Genomic DNA, 19430 nt, shown 5'->3' with positions numbered 1-19430 from the left:
AGGTTGATTGCTGCATATTATTTCATTAAATGTAGGAGCTATTTTTGAATAGCTCGAGCTAGTATCGATGGTAAAGAATAAGAGAAACAATAAAAGTAGAGACGTAATCCATCAATTGATGAATTACGTCTCTACTTTTTTACATAATTTTGGTTGCAAGCTTAACTTACCAAATTCTTTAGTTGTTCTTTTTATTGTTATTGTTGTTGTTATTATTTGTAGTGGCACGTGGAGCAAGATTTCCCCAGTAAGAAGCGTAATTGCTGTCTGTTCCACCGATCCCAAATTTATAGGTACTTTGTGGTGCACCATCTTTGGCATAGTATGAAGTCGTTGTTTTGCCAGGTGTGTTGAACTTGGCACCATTATAGGTAATTGAGCCAGGCTTTTCACCAGTAAATTCAGAAACTTTTGATTTAATAACGCTTGGATCTAATTCAAATTTTTGACCAATGCCAAACAATTCTGGATTCGCATAGTACAGCGCATTAGCTAAGTTCGCCATATAATTCCCGTTATTGTCGCCGCTGGTCGTCGTCATTGGCGCTGGTAGATCATGTCCCGTCCAAGAACTTAGTGTCACAGTTGGAGTAGAGACAATCAGCCATGAATCTTTAAACTCATCAGTTGTCCCAGTTTTTCCGACCCAATCAGCACTGGCTAAATGAGGATTCAAGCCAGCTAACGTTGGTTTGAATTTTGTCGTATTCGCAGAATCCACCACTGAACGCAACAAGTCATTCATAATAGAAGCGGTCGCCGGTGAATAAACTTGCGTTCCTTCATCTTTGTGTTCGTAGACCACATGTCCGCTATTGTCTGTAATTTTTTCAATCATGTAGGCTTTTTGATATTTGCCTTTGTTAGCAAGTGCTTGGAAACCGTTTGTTTGAGTTACAACATTTGTTTCTACTGGACCCAAAGGTGCAGATTCGTAAGCCCAAGCATCTGAAGCTGGATAGTTCATTTTGCTTAAGTAGTGATTATAAGAAAAATTATCATCACCCATTTTTTTCCTTAGCTCATTATTAACATGAACGACAGGTATATTGAAAGACCAATTCAAGGCATTCCGAACAGTCACGAATTGATTTAAATCCACAGTTGTTGAGTTCACAAATTCACGACCATCAGCATAAGTCGTTGGGTAGTTGGCCAGACGACTTTCAGAACCAATGAGTCCTTGATCAATCGCAGGACCATAGACAGAAATTGGTTTAATCGTAGAACCAACTTGACGATCGGCATTAAAGGCATGGTTGTTTTGATTAATATCGAAGTTTCTGCCGCCGATAAAACCAAGGATACGACCAGTAGCGTTATCCATTAAAATATTGCCAGTTTCAATCATTGTATTCCCATTGACATCTGCAGTTCCATCATCAAGCAAATAACCATAATTTGCGACAGCGGTTTGCATCGTGTTATAAATGTTCTGATCAATGGTCGATTGGATTGTATAGCCTTGCGACTGGATTTCGCGACGTGCTTGTTCTTCATATTGATCTAAACCAACTTGATCTAAATCATCACGATTAACTTTAGCTTTTTTCATATCTAAATCCATGACAATCTCAACTGCTTTATCTAACACCGTGTAGTATAGATAGCCTTCTGTATTGACATTGGCCTGCTCTGTTGGTAAAAAGTCTTTTTTCAAGTCGTAAGCTTTGGCTTCTTCATATTCCTTTTGCGAAATAGCTTTTTCTCGGTACATACTGAAAAGAACAAAATCTTTTCTCTTCATTCCTAAAGACAAATCGTCTTTCAAGGCACCAGTGTTAGTATAGGGCGTGTAAACAATGGGACTTTGGGGAAGTCCTGCGATAAAGGCCGCTTGAGGAAGATTCAAGTCCTTGGCACTTTTACCAAAGAGTCCTTTGGCCGCTTCTTCCACGCCTGCAATATTTTCACCTTTGTTATTACGACCAAAAGGGGAGACATTTAGATACGTTGTCACGATTTCGTCCTTAGAAAAGTATTTTTCAATACGTAAAGCTAATAAAATTTCGTTGGCTTTCCGTTTAAAAGTCGTTTCGTCAGTTAAAATCTGTTGCTTGACCAATTGCTGAGTCAATGTTGAACCACCAGAAGAACCGCCGATACCTGTCGCATCAGAAACCAACGCTCGAACTAGCGCTTTTGGTACCACCCCATGATGTTCTTCAAAATATTCATCCTCTGTTGAAATAATGGCTTTTTTTAGCAATGGAGACATTTGATCGCCATTAATTCGTGTCCGAATTAAATCTGATTTGATGTTAGCAATCGGAGTACCATCTGCGTAAGTCATTTTTGACACTTCGGTAATATCACTGATTTCTTTTTGCAATTCTTCCTTCGTTGGGGGCTGTGTATCTTCAACTAGAAAAGCAAAATAGCCCATTCCAATACCTAAGCCAAGAGAGCCACCTAAGACAATCAGAATAACCCCAAAAACCACTAATGACTGAAAAACGCGAATAATGACATTTAAAATAAGTAAAAAGACATTGCCGCCAGAAGAGGTCGTTGGTTTTTGCTTATTGTTACTTGAATTATTTTTCAAAAGCTTCACCTCAATAAAATGATACATTCTGTGTTATTATAGCAAAAAAAAGCTTCTATGAATAGTTTCTACACCAATTGCCATTTTTTGTTGAAAAAACTTAAGAGAAAATAGGGAAATCTCATTTTTTGACTTTTCAAGTGTGACAGAATCGGTTACTATGAATAGGGGAATTTGATCTATTATTATGTTTTACTATAGGAGGAAAATCATGAATTCAGCTTTTTTTGAAGAATTAAAAGCCCGTGGGTTGGTCTACCAAGTCACAGATGAAGAAGCCTTACAAAAACAATTAAATGAAGAATCTGTTAAATTATATATCGGCTTTGATCCAACGGCAGACAGTTTACACATCGGGCATCTACTGCCAATTCTTATGTTACGTCGTTTCCAACAAAATGGTCATGTGCCCATTGCTTTAGTTGGTGGCGGAACAGGCATGATTGGTGATCCATCATTCAAAGATGCAGAGCGTAGTTTAAACACACTTGATACAGTGAAAGCTTGGTCTGAAAGTATTAAGGGCCAGTTGTCACGTTTTATCGATTTTGAAGATGAAAAAAATCCAGCGATTCTAGCAAATAACTATGATTGGCTTGGAGAACTTTCGTTAATTGATTTCTTACGTGATGTTGGAAAAAACTTTACAATTAACTATATGATGAGTAAAGAAAGCGTGAAACGCCGAATCGAAACAGGAATTTCTTATACTGAATTTGCGTATCAATTATTACAAGCGTATGATTTCTTGAAATTGTACGAAACAGAAGGTTGTTTATTGCAATTAGGCGGCAGTGATCAATGGGGGAACATTACTTCAGGGATTGAATTATTACGCCGAGAACAAGAAGTTCAAGGATTCGGCTTAACCATGCCTTTAATTACAAAAGCAGATGGTACCAAATTTGGTAAAACAGAAGGAAACGCAGTTTGGCTAGATGCGGAAAAAACTTCGCCATATGAATTTTATCAATTCTGGATTAACACAGATGATCGTGATGTCGTGAAATTCTTGAAATACTTTACTTTCTTAACATTGGATGAAATTGCAACAATTGAAGAAGAATTTACAGCGAACCCAGGTCAACGTGCTGCGCAAAAAGCGTTAGCCAAAGAAGTGACTACTTTAGTCCACGGTGAAGCAGCCTATCATCAAGCGGTTAAAATTTCAGAAGCATTGTTCAGCGGAGATATCCAAAGCTTAACAGCAGAAGAAATTAAACAAGGATTTAAAGATGTACCAACGTACGAGGTGCAACCAGAGGATCAATTAAGTTTAGTTGACTTATTAGTTACCTCAAAAATAGAACCATCCAAACGTCAAGCCCGTGAAGATGTTCAAAATGGAGCGATTTACGTCAATGGAGAACGTAGACAAGATTTAGCAGCTGAATTGACAGAAACTGATAAAATCGAAGGACAATTTACTGTGATTCGTCGCGGTAAGAAAAAATATTTCTTGTTAAAATACTAAAAAAATGAAAGCTTGGGACGAAGGTCGTTTAGACAACAGGTTCCAAGCTTTCGCTTTTAAAAAAGATAAATTGGGATTAATTCTGTTACAAAAAACTCTTTTTTACTATTGGGCATATTCAATTACAGATAACTTGTGCTATGCTAGAATAAAAAGTGCAGTCGCTATAAGGAGTAGGTTATGAAATCAATTGTCGAAAAGTTAAACTTAACGAAGTATCAGCAACTAGTTATTTTAAATAGACCACAGGGAGAGTATCTATCTGAATTTGCTTCAGCCGCGCAGCAATTACCCTCAGAACCAGTTGAGCTGATTTTTGCATTTGTGAAAACAATGGCGGAATTTCAAGAGATTGTTTCAATGGTGATTGAAGGTCAACATTTAGTAGAAAATGGGTTGTTATATGTGGCTTATCCGAAAAAAGGCAATAAAATGTATCCAACCTTTGTCCACCGAGATGAAATTTTTCCAACATTACAAGTAAACGAGGCAGATGGGTATATTAAAGGCTCAACCTTAAAATTTAATCGCATGGTTAGTTTAGATGAGACTTTTACGGTTGTCGGCATGAAGAATGTTCTTAAAAAGCCAGCGAAGAATCAGACCAGTTCTGCTGTTGGGGATTATGTTCAATATTTACCAGAAATTGAAGCGTTGGTACAAACAGAACCAGCTGCTGCAGCGACATTCGCTGCATTAACGCCTGGTTATCAAAAAGAGTGGGCGCGGTATGTATTTAGTGCAAAGCGAGCGGAGACACGGAAAAAGCGGCAAACTGAAATGTTAGTTATTTTAAAAGAAGGCTATAAAACCAAAGCGCTTTATCAGCAAAGGAAGAAATAATGGCGCAGTCAATTGAAACAGTTACAGCATACATCGAAACAGTTGAACCAAACTGGCGAATTGCTTATCAGCAAGTATTAGATGTCGTTTCGCAAAATTTGCCAGCAGGATTTGAATTAACAATGCAATATGGCATGCCAACCTTTGTTGTGCCGCTTTCAGTATTTCCAGAAGGCTATCTTAACCGTGGTGATGAACCGTTACCATTTATCAGCTTAGGCGCTACTAAAAGGCAAGTAGCTTTATATCACATGGGATTAATGGGAAATGAAGCCGTCCGAAGTTGGTTTCAAGAAGCCTATCAGGAACAAGTGTCAACAAAGCTAAACATGGGGAAAAGTTGTCTTCGCTTCACTAATCCTAAGCGAATACCCTATGAACTAATTGGCAAATTAGTAACAAAAATCACGCTAGAAGAATGGCTGCAACAGTATCAACACTACCAAAAGAAAAAGAAGAATTATTAGGAGGAACCACATGTTATTAGGATCACACGTTAGTATGAGTGGCAAGAAAATGCTATTAGGCTCTGCCGAGGAAGCGGCTAGTTATGGCTCAACAACCTTTATGATTTATACAGGTGCGCCACAAAACACGCGTCGGAAACCGATTGAAGAAATGAATATTGAAGCTGGGCAAGCTTTTATGAAGGAACACAATTTAAGTAATATCGTCGTTCATGCCCCGTATATTATTAATTTAGGTAATACAATTAAAACGGAAAATTTCGGTTTTGCCGTAGACTTTTTGCGTCAAGAAATTGAGCGAGCACAAGCGTTGGGAGCAACGCAAATCACGTTACACCCAGGTGCGCATGTTGGTGCAGGTCCAGAAGCCGGCATTAAACAAATTGTTAAAGGTCTAAACGAAGTCTTGTGGAAAGAGCAAATCCCTCAAATCGCTTTAGAAACCATGGCTGGTAAAGGAACCGAAATCGGCCGTACGTTTGACGAACTAGCTGCGATTATTGACGGAGTTACGCTAAATGATAAGCTTTCTGTCACTCTGGATACTTGCCACATTAATGATGCAGGTTATAATGTAAAAGATGATTTTGATGGCGTATTAGTTGAATTTGATAAAATTATCGGATTGGATCGTTTAAAAGTTATTCATGTGAATGATTCTAAAAATCCTATGGGCTCACATAAAGATCGTCATGCCAATATTGGCTTTGGCACTATTGGTTTTGAAGCTTTAAACGGTGTGGTTCACCATGAAAAATTAACTGCTTTACCAAAAATTTTAGAAACACCTTATGTCGGAGAAGACAAAAAAAATAAAAAGGCCCCTTACGGCTTTGAAATTGCGATGTTAAAAAATCAAACATTTGATCCAGAATTATTAGAAAAAATTCAAGGACAAAACTAAAGCAACAATCGCTCTTAAAGGTCCTATTGACATTTAAGAGCGTATATTTTTGACTTTTAATCACTATTTTGCAAAAAAATCAGACTTTTTTCATTATTTAAGAGAAATCCCGCAAAAAGAACTTTTCTTTTTTTGCTATTTCTAGTAAAATAATTCATTGAGAGCAAAACTATACGGAGAGGAGAGAGTTTCAATGGCAACAGGTTGGGTAGTATTAATCGCAGTAATCGCTTTATTAGTAGGCGCTGCAGGGGGCTTTTTCCTTGCACGCAAATATATGCAAGATTATTTCAAAAAAAATCCTCCCGTTAATGAGGATATGTTACGCATGATGATGGCATCAATGGGTCAAAAACCGTCAGAGAAAAAGGTTAGACAAATGATGCAACAAATGAAAAACCAAGGAAAATAGTAAAGGTTATTCAGGTAATCATGAATAAGTGTAAAAACGGGCTGATTTTCAGTCCGTTTTTTTGTTGTTTTGCGGGAGAATAGGATAATCTAGGAGGAAAAGAGCGAAACGTTTAATCAAAAACAACAATAACGAAGAAACCTTCTAGCTCGAAAGTAGTCTTCGTAGAACAACAAAGTAAAAGGAGGGACAACTGAATGTCCATATTCAAAAAATTAGGCTGGTTTTTTAAGCAAGAGAAAAAAAGTTATATTATTGGGGTTTTCTCATTAATGATGGTCGCTCTTGTTCAATTAGTCCCGCCCAAAGTTATTGGCGTCGTTGTAGATGAAATCGTTAACAAAGAAATTCGCTTAACGAAAATTATCGTGTGGGTTGCACTCTTGATTGGTGCTGGGCTTGCCCAATATCTTTTTCGCTATATTTGGCGGATGCATATTTGGGGGAGTGCGGCTCGTTTGGAAAAAGAGCTACGGACTCAATTATTTCATCATTTCACAAAAATGGATAGCATCTTTTATCAGAAATATCGGACAGGTGACTTGATGGCGCATGCAACCAATGATTTAAATGCCATCCAAAATGTTGCTGGAGCTGGGATTTTAACGTTTGCCGACTCTGTGATTACGGGAGGAACAACGATTATCGCAATGGTTCTATTTGTCGATTGGCGCTTAACATTAATTGCTTTATTACCGCTGCCTTTATTAGCCGTCACTTCACGAGTTCTAGGTTCTAAGTTGCATGATGCCTTTCGAAATTCACAAGCTGCTTTTTCAGCGATTAATGATAAAACACAAGAAAGTATTACTGGAATTAAAGTCATTAAAACATTTGGGCAAGAAAAAGAAGATCTTGCTGATTTTACAGAGAAAATTGATGATGCTATCGTCAAAAATAAACGAACGAACTTTTTAGATGCACTATTTGATCCGTTTATTACGCTGATTATTGGTGTTTCTTATGTTTTGACAATTATTATTGGTGGTCGTTTCATCATGGAAGGAACGATTAGTTTAGGTCAGTTGGTCTCTTTCATTGCCTATATTGGGATGCTAGTTTGGCCAATGTTTGCGATTGGGCGCTTATTTAATGTGTTAGAACGTGGGAATGCTAGTTACGATCGTGTGAACGAATTATTACATGAAAAAACGCATATTATCGAACGAAAAGATGCCATCAAAACAATGGCGCAAGGGACAATTTCAATGAAGATTGATTCTTTTTCTTATCCAAAAGAAGAGACGGTGGCGTTGGAAAATATCCAATTTTCGTTGCAAGAAGGAGAAACCTTGGGGATTGTTGGCAAAACAGGCGCTGGTAAAACCACTATTTTGAAATTGTTGATGCGTGAATATGACCAATACCAAGGAACGATTTCCTTTGGAAAACATAACATTAAAAATTACACATTAGATGCATTGATGGGTGCAATGGGGTACGTGCCACAGGACCATTTTCTCTTTTCCATGACGGTACGAGATAACATTCGTTTTGCTAAACCACACTTGGAACAAGCAGCAGTTGAACAAGCGGCAGCATTAGCATTTATTAACCAAGAAATTAAAGCATTCCCTGAAGGCTATGACACAATGGTTGGGGAACGTGGCGTTTCGCTTTCTGGAGGACAAAAACAACGGATTTCTATTGCACGGGCCTTGATTGTTGAACCAGAATTGTTAATTTTAGACGATGCCTTATCTGCAGTCGATGCGAAGACTGAAGAGGCGATTTTATCAAATCTAAAAGAAACGCGCCAAGAAAAAACCACTATTATTACAGCGCATCGTTTAAGTAGTGTCATGCATGCCAAAGAAATCTTAGTGTTGGATGAAGGGAAAATTATTGAACGGGGGACGCATCCAGAGTTACTGGCTGAGAAGGGTTGGTATCAGCGGATGTGGGAAAAACAGCAATTAGAAGCGAAAATTGAAGGGAGTGAGAGTTAATGGAAGAAAAGTATCAATCCGAATGGTCCAGAGAATTACCGATGAAAGAACAATTAACGATTGTTCAGCGTTTGTTTCGTTTTGCCAAACCGTTTCGACGCATGTTTTACACAGCTATTCTCTTTGCATTTGGCTTATCAATTATCAATATTCTTTTGCCTAGAGTCATTCAAGTTTTTATGGATAATTATTTAACGCCTAAAACTGCTACAATGCAAGTGATTCTAACTTTTGCTGCTATTTATTTCTTTGGTGTCATTGTCAAAAGTATTGTTTGGTTTTTCCAATGGTATTTGTATTCGATGGCTTCTTTAAAAACGTATCAATATATACGAGTGAAATTATTTGAAAAATTACACACTTTAGGTATGCGTTATTTTGATCAAACACCAGCGGGTTCGACGGTGTCTCGTGTTACAAATGACACAGAAACATTGTTTGAATTCTGGTATGTATTCCTAATGGTGATTACAGGAATTTTTGCCGTAATCTCGTCATTTTTTGCAATGTTTCAACTCAGTCCAGAAATCTCATTTTATTGTCTAATTTTCTTGCCGATTTTATTAGTTGTGATTTGGTATTACCAAAAATTTAGTTCAAAATTATATCGCAGTATGCGGGAAAAATTAAGTCAATTAAACACCAAACTAAATGAATACATCTCTGGTATGCAAATCATTCAACAATTTCGCCAAGAAAAGCGTTTGGAAAAAGAATTTGAGGAAACCAATGATGATTATTTAAAAACACGAGTAGCAATGATTCGTATGAATTCGTTATTATTAAGTCCCATCATTAATTTGTTGTATACGTTAGCGATTGCATTGGCCTTAACTATGTTTGGCATCGATGCTTTACATTCTCCTGTAGAAGCGGGGATGATTTATGCTTTTGTAACGTATGTCCAAGCTTTTTTTAATCCGATGACGCAAATGATGGACTTCCTAAGTATCTTTACAGATGGGATTGTCGCAGGTAGCCGTATTTTAAAAATTATGGATACGGAAGAATTAACGCCGCAACAATCAGTAGGTGCGAATGGGGAAATTATTCGCGGGAAAATTGAATTTCGCAATGTTACTTTTTCTTATGACGGCAAAAACGAAGTATTGAAAAATATTAGCTTTGTCGCAAATCCCGGGGAAACCGTCGCTTTAGTCGGTCATACAGGAAGTGGTAAAAGTTCAATTATTAATGTACTCATGCGTTTCTATGAATTTTATGAAGGGCAGATTTTAATTGATGATCGTGACATTCGTGATTTTCCCATGACAGAATTACGGGAAAAGATGGGCTTAGTATTACAGGACGCTTTCATGTTTTATGGAGATATTGCTGGAAATATCCGTTTACTGAATCCCAATATTACAGATGAGCAAATTAAACAGGCTGCGGAATTTGTTCAGGCAGATAAATTTATTCACACGTTACCCAATACCTATCATGCGAAAGTCATTGAACGAGGAGCGAGTTATTCTAGCGGGCAACGTCAATTAATTTCGTTTGCACGAACGATTGTGACTGATCCCAAAATTTTAGTTTTAGATGAAGCAACCGCTAATATTGATACAGAAACAGAAGGATTGATTCAAGAAGGATTAGCCAAAATGCGTCAAGGGAGAACGACAATTGCGATTGCGCATCGCCTTTCGACGATTCGTGACGCAAACTTGATTTTAGTTTTAGACAAAGGGCAGATTGTAGAACGAGGAACGCACGAAACGTTACTGGCAGAAGGTGGCCTTTATGCGGATATGTATCAGTTACAAAGTACGGAAGTTTAACGTAACAATAGAAAGAGTTAAATAACCCAAACAAAGGCATTTAGTGTTAGGAAATTCCTAATTCTAGGTGTCTTTGTAGCTCTTTAAATTGCAAAAAAGAATAGAAATGGTATGATATGAAGAGAGAAAAACAAACGAGGAAGTTAGGTGGAACTGTGAAGCCAGTTATAGTCAAAAATGTGCGAATAGGTGAAGGGAATCCCAAAATTGTGGTGCCCATTGTTGCTCCAACAGCCGAGGATATTTTGGCCGAAGCAACGGCGAGCCAAACACTAGATTGTGATTTGGTGGAATGGCGTTTAGACTATTATGAAAATGTCGCTGATTTTTCCGATGTATGTAATCTTTCACAACAAGTAATGGAACGGTTGGGGCAAAAACCGTTATTGTTAACTTTTCGTACACAAAAAGAAGGCGGCGAAATGGCTTTTTCCGAGGAAAATTATTTTGCATTGTATCATGAATTAGTAAAAAAGGGTGCGTTGGATTTATTGGATATTGAATTATTTGCGAATCCGCTGGCGGCAGATACGTTAATTCACGAAGCTAAAAAGGCGGGGATTAAAATTGTTCTCTGTAATCACGACTTTCAGAAAACACCGTCGCAAGAGGAGATTGTCGCGCGGTTACGCCAAATGCAAATGCGTCAGGCAGATATTTGTAAAATAGCTGTGATGCCACAAGATGCGACAGATGTACTTACGTTACTTTCAGCAACCAATGAAATGTACACCCATTATGCATCCGTTCCAATCGTTACTATGTCAATGGGACAGTTAGGGATGATTAGTCGCGTAACAGGTCAACTGTTCGGATCGGCACTAACTTTTGGCTCCGCCCAGCAAGCGTCTGCACCAGGCCAACTATCCGTACAAGTATTAAGAAATTATTTAAAGACATTCGAACAAAACAAGTGATTCAGAAGGTGAAAAAAGTGGCAAAGAAAAAAACACAACAAAAAACGAATGCGATGCGCATGGTGGAACAACATAAAGTACCATATAAAGAATATGAATTCGCTTGGAGTGAAGATCATTTAAGTGCAGAAAGTGTCGCTGAAAGTTTAGGTATTGAAAAAGGACGAATTTTTAAAACCTTGGTTACAGTAGGTAATAAAACAGGTCCAGTCGTGGCTGTCATTCCTGGTAATCAAGAATTAGATTTGAAAAAATTAGCGAAAGCTAGTGGCAACAAAAAGGTAGAAATGCTTCACTTAAAAGATTTAGAAGCAACCACAGGCTATATTCGTGGGGGCTGTTCACCAATTGGGATGAAAAAACAATTTCCCACCTATTTGGCTGAAGAAGCTCAACAATATTCTGCAATTATTGTTTCTGCAGGCAAACGTGGCATGCAAATTGAATTAGCGCCTGAAGCAATCCTTTCGCTAACCAATGGGCAATTTGCGGAAATAACGACAAAAGAATAAGTGGCTATAAGAAGAAGTCGAGACAGAACCGTTTATCTGTTTTTAAACGTGGAGCAAAAATCACTTGGAATTTTTGCTCCACGTGTTTAATTATCAAATTAATAAAGGAAAAGCATTAAGTAAACAGTGCTACTTTTTATTGGGATAAAATTTTTGTAATGCTTGCCGTGCAAGCATATCGGCCGCTTTGTTTTGACTTTCAGGTAGCCATTTGATTAAGAGCAAAGGAAAATTCTTTTCTAGTTGTTGATATTCTGCTAAATAAGGCTGGTACTTTTCATTTTTAGCATAGTTTTTTTCAATTGTTTGGACAACAATTTTACTATCTGAGTGGAGAAGAACGGTTTGTTGATTGTCTTCATTGGCAATCGCTTGTTTTAAAGCTTCAATCAGCACTTTAAATTCGGCTTCGTGATTACTAACAATGCCTAAAGGCACATGCAATTGTTGCCGCGATTGGTCGGTAAGGTAAACGATACCGCCGCCAGATTCACCTGGATTGCCTTTTGTTGCAGCATCTACATAAATTCTTAACATAAAATTACTCCTAATTTCTTTTTGTTCTTAAAAAAAGTATGTTACTATTATAACATATTTAAATTTAGCGGCGTTGATCCAGAAGTAGTGAGGGCACTTTATGAAAAAACAGAAATTCTATTGGCAGCCAGAATTAGCATCAACAATTATTTACTGGTCTTGCACATTTTGTATATTATTTATTAGTTTAATTTTAGCATTGGAAAATAATGGTCCTTACTTGATTAGTAATCTGGTGATGGTTCCATTTTTTGTGTTTGCTTATCTAGGAATTGCGCGGTCTTTTAATATGACAGAAACATCTTTAATTGTCAGAGATGTTTTGTGGTTTCGCAAAAAAGCACTTCCGCTTTCTCAGATAGAAAAAGTAACCTACAATGAAAAAAGCATCGAAATTTTTTCCTCAGAATTTAAGGAAGGCTCAAAAGTCTTTTTAATGAAAAAGAAAACGATTCCGTTATTTCTTGAGGCACTTAAGGTAAAAAAGCCTGAATTGAAGGTAGCAGAAGATCATTCTTTGGGCCTTCATAAAAAAGAAGAAAAAAACAAGAGTGAGTCATAAGTCGAAACGACTGGTGACCCACTCTCAAAATCTTAAAATAATCAGCTGAAACAAACGCTACGTTTACTTACTTTTTGGAGCAAAGCGTTGTTGGTTCAGCTTTTTTAGTTATCTATTTTTTTGACATGTGCTGCTTGTAGCCCACGATTGCCTTCCATTATCTCGAACTCTACAGATTGATTCTCATCAAGTGATTTGAATCCGTCACCTTCTATAGCAGTGAAGTGGACAAAAATCTCATCTTCTTCGTTGTAAACGATAAAACCATAACCTTTTCTGTTATCGAACCATTTGACAATTCCTTTTTGCATCCAATTCACGCTCCTTTTAGATTTGTAAAGACACTTTCATTATACGAGAAAAGGCTACCAAACGTCAATGGTTGGGTTGTTTAAAAAAGGTTATTTCTAGCCATTCTATTCAATACAAGCTATAATTTAAAAGAAACAATGTGTCACAAAGACGATAAAGAATTGAAAAGGGGTCCGTTATGAAGACAGATATTAACATTGCACAAGCAGCAACATTAAAACCTATTCAAGAGATTGCCGAAACAATCGGTCTTTCAGAAGATTCGCTCGAACTTTATGGAAAATACAAAGCGAAAATAGATTTTCCAACGCTTCAATCCTTAGAAGCGCAACCAGAAGGTAAATTAATCCTCGTTACATCGATTAATCCAACACCAGCAGGAGAAGGAAAGTCAACCGTGACCATTGGTTTAGGAGATGCATTAAATCAAATCAATAAAAAAACAGTTATTGCCCTAAGAGAACCATCATTAGGTCCTGTGATGGGGATTAAAGGTGGCGCAACAGGTGGCGGTTACGCACAAGTATTACCAATGGAAGAAATCAATTTGCATTTTACTGGTGATATGCATGCGATTACGACAGCCAATAATGCCTTAGCTGCGTTACTAGATAATCATTTACAGCAAGGAAATGAATTAAAGATTGATTCTCGACGGGTGATTTGGAAACGGGCAGTGGATCTAAATGATCGTGCGCTCAGACAGGTCGTTGTTGGTTTAGGCGGTCCTTTCCAAGGTGTACCAAGAGAAGACGGTTTCGATATTACTGTGGCAAGCGAAATTATGGCGATTCTTTGTTTAGCGCAAAATTTAACGGACTTAAAAGAACGCTTAAGTCGGATTATTGTCGCCTATAATGACCAAAGAGAGCCGGTGACGGTTAAAGATTTAAACGTGGCAGGTGCGCTGACTTTATTATTAAAAGACGCCTTAAAACCTAATTTAGTTCAAACGATTGAAGGAACTCCAGCTTTTGTTCACGGTGGTCCTTTTGCCAATATCGCTCATGGATGTAACAGTATTTTAGCGACAAAAACGGCTTTGCATCTAGGGGATTATGTCGTAACAGAAGCAGGTTTTGGTGGCGACTTAGGTGGTGAAAAATTTTTAGATATTAAAGTACCTTCTTTAGGAAAAGCACCCGATGCCGTTGTGATTGTGGCAACGATTCGCGCGTTGAAAATGCATGGCGGTTTGGCGAAAGATCAGTTAGCAGAAGAAAATTTACCAGCGTTACAAAAAGGCTTTGCCAACTTAGAAAAACATATTCAAAACATGCAACGTTATGATGTGCCAGTAGTTGTTGCAATTAATGAGTTTACACAGGATACAGAAAAAGAAATTCAACTATTGAAAGAAGCCTGCCAAGCGTTAGGCGTGCCCGTCGAGTTAACAAGTGTTTGGGCGCAAGGTGGCGCAGGTGGTACGAATCTAGCGAAAACAGTAGTAGCAGAGATTGAAGCCAATACAAAACAGTTTCAACCTTTATATAACCCTCGCCAAACAATTGAAGAAAAAATTCAAGCCATTGTACAAACGATTTACGGCGGGGAACAGGCGATTTTTTCTCCGAAAGCAGAAAAACAAATTGCAGACTTTACAAAAAATGGTTGGGATCAATTACCAATTTGCATGGCGAAGACACAGTATTCACTTTCTGACGATCCTCAAAAATTAGGACGGCCAGAAGGATTTACGATTACGATTCGTGAACTAGTTCCAAAAATCGGTGCGGGGTTTATCGTGGCGTTAACGGGTGACATTTTAACGATGCCTGGCTTGCCGAAGGTTCCTGCTGCGTTAAATATGGATGTGGACGAAACGGGTCAAGCGAGCGGTCTCTTTTAAAGCCGCTCTTTCCTGAGACCTATTTTTAGTATATACTTGAAAGTAGCTCAATAAAAAATAATGACGGAAATTTATTGCGTAGTTTATTATAAGGAGCAACGACTATGGGGGAACGAGCAGATACATTTTTAGCACACTTTAATCGCATTGAAAAGTGGATGAGAGAGAGACTGAACAATCCTGTCAATATGGGATTCAGTGAAATGACAAGACGTCTTTCCCGAAAAGAAAAAGGACAGATTGCTCAATTTGAAGAGGATTTGCTTCAAATGGCTCAGTTAAGAAATGCCATCGTTCATGAGCGAATTGCTGATGATTTTGTAATTGCAGAGCCAAACGAATGGGCAGTTCAACGAATTGAAACGATTGAACAAGCTTTAACAAAACCAGAAAAAGTAGTGCCTAAATTTGCGAAACGTGTTACAGCTTTTGAAATCACCACTTCTTTAGAAACGTTATTAACGATTATTGCAAAAAAACAATATTCTCAATTTCCGATTTATGAAAAAGGTGTATTTAAAGGATTAGTCACGGTTCGAGGGATTGGTGTATGGTTTGCCATTGAGAGCACCAAAGGCGAAGTTCACATTGCCAACCGAACGGTGCGAGAATTGTTGGCATCAAATTATAAACGCAGCAACTATCAATTTGTTTCAATTGAAGCAACCGTTTTTGAAGTTGAACAAATGTTTCGGGAGCAGCCACGCTTAGAAGCTGTGCTTATTAGTAAAAGTGGCCATCCTAATGGTGAGTTAGTAGGCATTGTTCGACCAAGAGATTTAGCAAGTATTCATAGAGAAAAGGAATGACGCGATTGTTAGTAGCATATTTTTTAATCAGTGCCTTATTAGTAGGGCTTGACCAATGGAGCAAATATTTGACGGTCCAAAACATTTCTTTGGGTGAAACAAAAGAATTCATTCCTGGATTTTTGTCGCTGACCCATTTAAGAAATACCGGAGCCGCTTGGAGCTTGTTAGAAGGAAAGATGATATTCTTTTATGTCATCACAGTAATAGTTAGTGTCGTGATTATTTATTTATTAATTAAGAATTATAAAAAGAGTATCTGGTATTCTGTAGGTTTATCTTTTGTCTTAGCAGGTGCCATTGGGAATTTTATTGATCGTGTACGTTTAGGCTACGTGGTGGACATGCTCCAAACGGATTTTATGAATTTTCCTATTTTTAATGTTGCAGATAGTACGTTAGTGGTCGGCGTTATTTGTATATTTATTTATTTGATTTTAGATGAAAAAGCAGCAAAGGAAGGCAAAAATGGAACAAATTAACGTAACGATTCAAACAGAAAAAGGCCGGATTGACAAAGTATTAAGTGAACATTTACCCAATCATTCCCGCTCGCAAATTCAACAATGGTTAAAAGAAAAACACGTAACAGTTAATGGTGAAACGGTCCGCGCAAATTACAAAGTTACAGCAGGCGATGAAATTGTTGTAACAATTCCTGAACCAGAAGTGCTAGATATGGTAGCAGAGGATATTCCTTTGACCATTGTTTATGAAGACAATGATGTGATTGTTGTCAACAAACCTCAAGGCATGGTCGTTCATCCTTCGGCAGGGCATCCCAAGGGTACATTAGTGAACGCGTTACTTCATCATGCGGATCACTTATCGGCGATTAATGATGTGGTGCGACCGGGAATTGTTCATCGAATTGATAAAGATACTTCGGGGCTATTGATGGTGGCTAAAAATGATCAAGCCCATGAATCATTAGCAAAACAGCTAAAAGAAAAAACATCGTTACGCAAATACGTCGCCTTAGTCCACGGTGTTATTCCTCACGATAAGGGAGAGATAAATGCGCCTATTGGTCGTTCCAAGGTTGACCGCAAAATGCAAGCGGTCATTGAAGGCGGTAAAGAAGCAGTCACGCATTTTACTGTTTTAGAGCGTTTTGATGCATTTACCTTAGTTGAATTACAACTAGAAACAGGCCGGACACATCAAATCCGTGTTCACATGAAATATATCGGTTATCCATTAGCTGGAGATCCATTATATGGACCGAAAAAAACATTGCCTGGCAATGGACAATTTTTACATGCGAAGTTATTAGGCTTTACACATCCTACTACAGGTGAACAATTAGTCTTTGAAGCACCTTTACCAGAAGTTTTTGAAAAAACTTTACACCAATTAAGAAATAATCATTGATTTTTTTCTGAAGAAGAGGTAAACTCTTTTTTAAGAAGAAAAATAACTAAATAACTGTAACCTTTAAGTTTAGTCCCGTGAGGCTAAGAAGGAATCATGCAAAAGAACACTAGGTGCGCTTAGTTAGTAAGTTGTGTGGGCTACATGGTACCCTTGTACCTTTTTAAACTGTAACCAACATCCTCCTATCCTCATACGGGTAGGAGGATTTTTTGTTGGAAAAAATAACAGGACAATTTCAATAAAAACCCACTTATTTTTCAGCTGCTCAATTGAAGGAAGAATCGCTGACCCCAAGACAGCGAGGACGTAGATAAAAAAGAAATGAGGAGGAAATTATTATGCCAAAGAAAGAAGTTGTTGACGCAGTCACAATGAAACGAGCGCTTACTCGAATCTCGTATGAAATTATTGAAAGAAACAAAGGAATTCAAGACATTGTTTTAGTAGGAATTAAAACGCGTGGGATATACATTGCACAACGTCTAGCCGAACGCTTAAAACAATTAGAAGATATTGACGTGCCAGTTGGTGAATTAGATATTACTTTGTATCGTGATGATGTGAAAGATATGGAGGAACCTGAATTACATTCTTCTGACGTACCAGTCTCAATTGAAGGTAAAGAAGTTATTTTAGTGGATGATGTCTTGTACACTGGCCGGACCATTCGTGCTGCGATGGACGCTGTTATGGATTTAGGTCGTCCGAGAAAAATCTCTTTAGCAGTCTTAGTAGATCGTGGACATCGGGAACTACCGATTCGTGCCGATTATGTAGGAAAAAATATTCCAACATCAAAAACTGAGGAAATTATTGTGGAAATGGAAGAGCGTGACGGCGCAGATCGTATTATGATCAGTAAAGGAAACGAATAAAAAGGAGTGAACAACGTTGTCAGAAAAAGAATTTCGAAATGAGGATGCAGTCTTAGATATTAAAGACAGACCGCAAGCTTTTCACTGGGTTGGCCTAAGTTTACAACATTTATTTACGATGTTTGGTGCAACGGTTTTAGTACCAATCTTAGTGGGAATTGACCCAGGGATTGCGTTAGTCAGTTCAGGATTAGGAACAATGGTCTATCTGATTACTACAAAAGGAAAAATCCCCGCCTATCTTGGCAGTAGCTTTGCTTTTATTGCAGCGATGCAGATGTTAATGAAGAGTGATGGTTATCCAGCCATTGCCCAAGGTGCTATGACAACCGGCTTGGTATACCTAATCGTTTCATTAATCATTAAAAAAATTGGTTCCGACTGGTTGGATAAAATTTTACCGCCTATCGTTGTAGGACCTGTCGTGATGGTTATCGGTTTAGGCTTGGCTGCTAACGCCGCAAATAACGCAATGTATAACAACAACGTTTATGATTTTAAATATATTGCCGTAGCCTTAATTACTTTAGGCTTAACCATTTTTTACAACATGTTTTTCAAAGGCTTCCTGGGATTAATTCCAATTCTTTTGGGAATTGTTAGTGGGTACCTAGTCGCTTTAGCTTTCGGAATTATTGACTTAACCCCTATTAAAGAAGCTGCTTGGTTTGCTTTACCGAATTTTGAAGTACCTTTTGTTCAATATGAACCGAAATTGTATTTAAATGCCATTACAACAATGGCACCAATTGCTTTTGTAACAATGACAGAACATATTGGTCATTTAATGGTCTTGAATAAATTAACCAAGCGCAACTTTTTCCAAGACCCAGGCTTATCTAAAACTTTAATGGGAGATGGCTTAGCGCAAATTGTAGCAGGTTTTGTTGGTGGACCACCAGTTACAAGTTATGGTGAAAATATCGGCGTGCTGGCAATTACAAGAGTACACAGTGTCTTCGTGATTGGTGGAGCCGCGGTGTTCGCTGTAGCTTTAGGCTTTGTTGGAAAATTAAGTGCCTTGATTCTAAGTATCCCAGGACCAGTTATTTCAGGAATTAGTTTCGTCTTGTTCGGTGTGATTGCCGCAAGTGGTTTGAAAATCTTAATCGATAATAAGATTAATTTTGATAAGAAAAAGAATTTATTGATTGCTTCAGTAATTTTAGTCATCGGCATTGGTGGCTTAGTCTTCAAAGTAGGAACCTTTGAATTGTCTTCAATGGCATTAGCAACCGTCTTAGGAATTGTTTTGAATTTAATTTTACCGGAAAACGCACGTAGCGAAGAACAGTAGGA

The 19430-nt window shown here is 37.9% G+C and carries 20 protein-coding genes; 17 read left to right on the top strand and 3 right to left on the bottom strand.

The features are described 5' to 3' along the window. Positions 1-178: 178 nt before the first annotated feature. Entirely contained in the window at positions 179-2575 is a 2397-nt protein-coding gene (locus tag IGL56_RS07150; RefSeq protein ID WP_002385874.1) for a transglycosylase domain-containing protein, read from the bottom strand. Between the two features lie 184 nt (positions 2576-2759). Here IGL56_RS07150 and tyrS point away from each other — a divergent pair, with 184 nt between their 5' ends. The 10 genes from tyrS to ybaK all read left to right on the top strand — a co-directional run bounded on the left by tyrS (position 2760) and on the right by ybaK (position 11810). Further along, complete coding sequence (tyrS, locus tag IGL56_RS07145) at positions 2760-4022, top strand: tyrosine--tRNA ligase (protein ID WP_002357324.1); 1263 nt, start codon at positions 2760-2762, stop codon at positions 4020-4022. A 4-nt stretch (positions 4023-4026) separates the two neighbouring features. Beyond that, positions 4027-4206, top strand: coding sequence for a hypothetical protein (locus IGL56_RS07140; protein ID WP_002365741.1), 180 nt, complete (start codon positions 4027-4029; stop codon positions 4204-4206). After that, positions 4203-4865 (top strand): YdeI/OmpD-associated family protein, encoded by a 663-nt coding sequence (locus IGL56_RS07135; RefSeq protein ID WP_002371904.1) that lies wholly within the window; start codon positions 4203-4205, stop codon positions 4863-4865. The genes IGL56_RS07140 and IGL56_RS07135 overlap by 4 nt, the downstream gene beginning before the upstream one ends. After that, positions 4865-5332: a DUF1801 domain-containing protein gene (locus IGL56_RS07130; protein ID WP_002357395.1), complete on the top strand. Its 468-nt coding sequence runs from the start codon at positions 4865-4867 to the stop codon at positions 5330-5332. The genes IGL56_RS07135 and IGL56_RS07130 overlap by 1 nt, the downstream gene beginning before the upstream one ends. 10 nt (positions 5333-5342) lie before the next feature. Further along, positions 5343-6236: a deoxyribonuclease IV gene (locus IGL56_RS07125; protein WP_002357396.1), complete on the top strand. Its 894-nt coding sequence runs from the start codon at positions 5343-5345 to the stop codon at positions 6234-6236. A 193-nt stretch (positions 6237-6429) separates the two neighbouring features. After that, a complete protein-coding gene (locus IGL56_RS07120; protein WP_002357397.1) occupies positions 6430-6648 on the top strand; it encodes a YneF family protein in 219 nt (72 codons plus the stop codon). A 197-nt stretch (positions 6649-6845) separates the two neighbouring features. Then, complete coding sequence (locus IGL56_RS07115; RefSeq protein ID WP_430599710.1) at positions 6846-8597, top strand: ABC transporter ATP-binding protein; 1752 nt, start codon at positions 6846-6848, stop codon at positions 8595-8597. Next, positions 8597-10381 carry an ABC transporter ATP-binding protein gene (locus IGL56_RS07110; RefSeq protein ID WP_002357399.1) on the top strand — a complete coding sequence of 595 codons (1785 nt, stop codon included), beginning with the start codon at positions 8597-8599 and terminating at the stop codon, positions 10379-10381. Before IGL56_RS07115 ends, IGL56_RS07110 begins: the two co-directional genes overlap by 1 nt. A gap of 155 nt (positions 10382-10536) precedes the next feature. Continuing rightward, positions 10537-11298 (top strand): type I 3-dehydroquinate dehydratase, encoded by a 762-nt coding sequence (gene aroD / locus IGL56_RS07105; protein ID WP_002357400.1) that lies wholly within the window; start codon positions 10537-10539, stop codon positions 11296-11298. Continuing rightward, a complete protein-coding gene (gene ybaK / locus IGL56_RS07100) occupies positions 11295-11810 on the top strand; it encodes a Cys-tRNA(Pro) deacylase (RefSeq protein ID WP_002382387.1) in 516 nt (171 codons plus the stop codon). Before aroD ends, ybaK begins: the two co-directional genes overlap by 4 nt. A 129-nt stretch (positions 11811-11939) precedes the next feature. On the opposite strand, the gene IGL56_RS07095 is transcribed toward ybaK, so the two are convergent. Beyond that, positions 11940-12347 (bottom strand): ribonuclease HI family protein, encoded by a 408-nt coding sequence (locus IGL56_RS07095; RefSeq protein WP_002357402.1) that lies wholly within the window; start codon positions 12345-12347, stop codon positions 11940-11942. A 100-nt stretch (positions 12348-12447) separates the two neighbouring features. On the opposite strand from IGL56_RS07095, the gene IGL56_RS07090 reads away from it, so the two are divergent. After that, entirely contained in the window at positions 12448-12909 is a 462-nt protein-coding gene (locus tag IGL56_RS07090; RefSeq protein WP_002357403.1) for an EbsA family protein, read from the top strand. A gap of 104 nt (positions 12910-13013) precedes the next feature. Here the strand turns inward: IGL56_RS07090 and IGL56_RS07085 are convergent, their stop codons facing one another. Beyond that, the gene (locus tag IGL56_RS07085; RefSeq protein ID WP_002357404.1) at positions 13014-13220 is read right to left on the bottom strand and encodes a cold-shock protein; all 207 of its coding nucleotides are present in this window, start codon (positions 13218-13220) and stop codon (positions 13014-13016) included. A gap of 179 nt (positions 13221-13399) precedes the next feature. Between IGL56_RS07085 and IGL56_RS07080 the strand changes: the two genes are divergently transcribed. From IGL56_RS07080 to IGL56_RS07055, 6 genes are all read left to right on the top strand, one after another. Then, the gene (locus IGL56_RS07080) at positions 13400-15070 is read left to right on the top strand and encodes a formate--tetrahydrofolate ligase (protein WP_002357405.1); all 1671 of its coding nucleotides are present in this window, start codon (positions 13400-13402) and stop codon (positions 15068-15070) included. Positions 15071-15174: 104 nt separating this feature from the next. Further along, positions 15175-15879: a CBS domain-containing protein gene (locus tag IGL56_RS07075; protein WP_002357406.1), complete on the top strand. Its 705-nt coding sequence runs from the start codon at positions 15175-15177 to the stop codon at positions 15877-15879. Between the two features lie 5 nt (positions 15880-15884). Continuing rightward, the gene (lspA, locus tag IGL56_RS07070; protein WP_002357407.1) at positions 15885-16361 is read left to right on the top strand and encodes a signal peptidase II; all 477 of its coding nucleotides are present in this window, start codon (positions 15885-15887) and stop codon (positions 16359-16361) included. Further along, positions 16348-17253, top strand: a complete 906-nt coding sequence (locus IGL56_RS07065) for an RluA family pseudouridine synthase (protein ID WP_002357408.1) — start codon at positions 16348-16350, stop codon at positions 17251-17253. Before lspA ends, IGL56_RS07065 begins: the two co-directional genes overlap by 14 nt. A gap of 338 nt (positions 17254-17591) precedes the next feature. Continuing rightward, positions 17592-18131, top strand: a complete 540-nt coding sequence (gene pyrR, locus IGL56_RS07060) for a bifunctional pyr operon transcriptional regulator/uracil phosphoribosyltransferase PyrR (protein ID WP_301280621.1) — start codon at positions 17592-17594, stop codon at positions 18129-18131. Between the two features lie 16 nt (positions 18132-18147). Next, complete coding sequence (locus IGL56_RS07055; protein ID WP_002357410.1) at positions 18148-19428, top strand: solute carrier family 23 protein; 1281 nt, start codon at positions 18148-18150, stop codon at positions 19426-19428. Positions 19429-19430: the final 2 nt, after the last annotated feature.

It is taken from the genome of Enterococcus sp. DIV1316a, assembly GCF_050536915.1.
In the GTDB taxonomy this organism is placed as follows: domain Bacteria; phylum Bacillota; class Bacilli; order Lactobacillales; family Enterococcaceae; genus Enterococcus; species Enterococcus faecalis.
The sequence above is the reverse complement of the archived record's forward strand: the minus strand, read 5'-3'. Positions and strand labels throughout refer to the sequence as shown.